Annotated in this window: 1 protein-coding gene; it reads left to right on the top strand. The window is 71.4% G+C overall.

Annotation, left to right across the window (positions count from 1 at the left end; translation table 11 throughout):
* On the top strand, positions 1–3,844 hold a 3,844-nt coding region (locus tag AD72_RS34785), incomplete at both ends, for an SDR family NAD(P)-dependent oxidoreductase (RefSeq protein WP_031470909.1).

Genomic DNA, 3,844 nt, shown 5'->3' on the forward strand with positions numbered 1-3,844 from the left:
GGGGTGTTCGGCCGGATTTTGTGGCTGGTCATTCGATTGGTGAGATTGCGGCTGCGCATGTGGCTGGTGTGTTGTCGTTGGGGGATGCGGCCACGCTGGTGGAGGCTCGTGGCCGGTTGATGCAGGCGTTGCCTGAGGGTGGGGCGATGATCGCCTTGCAGGCTTCCGAGCCCGAGGTTGCCGGGTTTCTCTCGGATGAGGTTTCGCTGGCCGCGGTGAACGGACCCGAGTCGATCGTGTTGTCTGGTGTGGACAGTGCGGTTTCCGGGGTGGTGGACCGGTTCGCGGGTCGCCGGGTGAAGCGGCTGGAGGTCTCGCATGCGTTTCATTCGGTGTTGATGGAGCCGATGCTGGCCGAGTTCGCCGCGGTGGTGCGCGGGTTGGAGTTCGCGGCTCCCCGGATTCCGTTCGTGTCCACTGTGGACACCACGGCCGATGTCACCGATCCGGAATACTGGATCACCCAGGTCCGGGAGCCGGTGCGGTTCGCCGATACGGTGGGACACCTGTCCGGCGACGGTGCCACGACGTTCCTGGAACTCGGCCCGGACGCGGTGCTCTCCGCGATGGGTCCCGAGACCGTGCCCGAAGCGGTGTTCGTCCCGGCCCTGCGCGAGAACCAGGACGAGCCGGAAGCGGTGGTCTCCGCGCTCGGTGCCGTGCACGCCGCGGGCGCCCCGGTGGATTGGACCCGCTACTTCGCGGGCAGCGGGGCGCAGCGGATCGCGCTGCCCACCTATCCCTTCCAGCGCAAGCGGTACTGGCTGCGGCCGACCCCGGGCAGTGGGGACGCCACCGCGCTCGGCCTCGGCGCACTCGACCATCCGTTACTGGGTGCTGCGGTCGCGCTACCCGAGGATGACGGGCTGGTGCTCTCCGGGCGACTCTCCCTCGAGGACCAGCCCTGGCTGACCGGACACCGGGTACGCGATGCGGTCGTGCTGCCCGGAACCGCCTTCGCCGAACTCGCCGTCCGGGCCGGGGACGAAACCGGCTGCGGCGAGGTGGAGGAACTGATCCTGCATGCCCCGCTGGTGCTCGGCACGGCACCCGTCCAACTGCGGGTCTCGCTTTCCGCCCCCGGCAACGATGGCCGCCGTGCCCTCGCGGTGCACTCCCGCACACAGGACACCGAAGCCGAGTGGGAACTGCACGCGAGCGGTTCGCTGGTTCCGGCGGAAGGGGAACCGGCCGCCGAAACCGAGTGGCCGCCCACCGGTGCCGAACCGGCCGAACTGGACGGAATCTACGCAGGCCTGGCCGAGGCCGGGCTCGACTACGGCGATCCGTTCCGCGGTCTGCGCGCTGCCTGGCGCCGCGGCGAGGAGATCTTCGCGGAGGTCGCACTCCCGGAACACACCGAGGTCGCCGGATTCGGGCTGCACCCGGCGCTGCTCGACGCGGTCCTGCATGCGGTCGGCCTGACCGGTGGCACCGCACGGCTGCCGTACTCCTGGAGCGGGCTGCGGTTGCACGCCACCGGAGCCAGTGCCCTGCGGGCGCGGCTCACCCCGGCAGGGCCGGACTGCTTCTCCCTGGCGGTCAGCGACGGAACGGGACAGCCGGTGCTGTCCGTGGCGGCGCTGAGCCTGCGCCCGATCACGGAAGGCCCGTTGACCGGTGGAACCGGAGACACGACGTTCACCCGTTCCTGGATTCCGGTCGCCCTTGCCACGGACGCCCCGGAAATCGAGGTCTACACCGCCGATACGGCCGAGGCCGCACTCACCGAACTGCAGCGCAGGCTCGCCGGGGATGACCGGCTCGTCGTACGGCTGCCCGGGGATTCCCCGGAACACGCCGCCGTCGCGGGCCTGGTGCGCAGCGTCCAGGCCGAGTACCCGGACCGCCTGGTTCTGGTGCACGGCGAGGGTGATTGCGCCGCGGCCGCCGCCACCGGGGAACCCGAGATCGCCTTCACCGAGGACGGCCCGCGGGTGCCGCGACTGACCCGATCGCGTGCCACGGCCGAGCCGGACTGGACCCTGGACGGCACCGTGCTCGTCACCGGCGGCACCGGAGGGCTCGGCGCGCAGGTGGCGCGCAGGCTCGTGGACCGGCACGGCGTCCGTCATCTGCTGCTGGTTGGCCGTCGCGGTGCCGAGGCACCCGGTGCCGGGGACCTGCGCCGTGAACTGACCGAACGGGGCGCCGAGGTGGGCTTCGCCGCGTGCGATGTCGCCGACCGCGCGCAGCTGGAGTCCGCACTCGCCCTGGTTCCGGCGGAGCACCCGCTTTCCGGGGTGGTGCACGCGGCCGGGGTACTCGACGACGGTGTGTTCACCGCGATGAACCCGCAGCGGCTGGCCGCCACCGCGGCACCGAAGGCGCTCGCCGCGCAGCATCTGCACGAGCTCACTCACGGCCTGGCGCTGTTCGTGATGTTCTCCTCCATCGCGGGCTCCCTTGGCGCGCCCGGACAGGCGAACTACGCGGCCGCCAACGGATTCCTCGACGGTCTCGCCGCGCAGCGCCGTGCCGCGGGACTCCCGGCGACCTCGATCGCCTACGGCCGCTGGGAAACCGGTATGGGCGAAGGAGAGACCGGGACAGCGGGTATCTCCGCGCTGAGCGTGGAGGCCGGGCTGGAACTGTTCGACCGCCTCGCGTTCGGCGAGGATCCGTGCCCGGTCGCCACCCGCCTGGACCTGCCCGCGCTGCGGAACGCGGGCGAGGTGCCGCACGTGTTGCGCGGCCTGGTCCGTGCCCCGCGACGGCGCACCGTGGACGAGGCCGGGGCCGAGGATCTGCGCAAGCGGCTGAGCGGACTGCCGTCCGCCGAGCAGATCCGGTTGTTGAGCGAACTGGTCCGCACCGAGGCCGCGCTGGTGCTGAATCATCCGAGCGCCGAAGCGGTGGACCTCGAGCGCGCGTTCGGTGAGCTCGGGTTCGACTCGCTGACCGCGGTGGAGTTCCGCAACCGGCTGAGCACCGCCACCGGGCTGCGCCTGTCCGCGACACTGACCTTCGACCATCCGACCCCGCAGGCGCTGGCGGCGTTCCTGCTCGCCGAACTGCTCGAGACGGACGACTCGCCTGCCATCCCCTCGGGGACCACCGCGCGGGTGGCCGATGACCCGATCGCCATCGTCGGCATGGCCTGCCGATACCCGGGCGGGGTCGCCTCCCCCGAACAGTTGTGGGACCTGGTTTCCGGCGGCCGGGACGGCGTCACCCGGTTCCCCGAGGACCGCGGCTGGGACGTGGACGGGATCTACGACCCGGACCCGGACCGGTCCGGCAAGACCTACACCCGCGAAGGCGGCTTCCTGCACGACGCCGGTGACTTCGACCCGGAGTTCTTCGGTATCTCGCCGCGTGAGGCGCTGGCCATGGATCCGCAGCAGCGACTGTTGCTGGAGGTCTGCTGGGAGGCCCTGGAACGGTCCGGCGCCGATCCGGTGTCGCTCAAGGGCAGCGCCACCGGAGTGTTCGCCGGAGTGATGTACCACGACTACGGCACCCGGCTCGGCGAGGTGCCCGAGGAGGTGGAGGGTTTCCTCGGCACCGGAACCTCGGGCAGCGTCCTTTCCGGGCGGGTGGCCTACATCCTGGGGCTCGAAGGTCCCGCGGTGTCGGTGGACACGGCCTGCTCCTCCTCGCTGGTCGCTTTGCACTGGGCCATGCAGGCCCTGCGTTCGGGGGAGTGCTCGCTCGCGCTCGCCGGTGGTGTCACGGTGATGGCGACGCCGGAGACTTTCATCGGGTTCTCCCGGCAGCGCGGTCTGGCCGCCGACGGGCGGTGCAAGTCCTTCTCGGCCGAGGCCGACGGCACCGGATGGGCCGAGGGGGCGGGCATGCTCGCCCTGGAGCGGCTGTCCGATGCGCGGCGCAACGGGCACCC

The sequence above is a fragment of the Sciscionella sediminilitoris genome (genome assembly GCF_000737195.2).
GTDB classification, from domain to species: Bacteria; Actinomycetota; Actinomycetes; order Mycobacteriales; family Pseudonocardiaceae; genus Sciscionella; species Sciscionella sediminilitoris.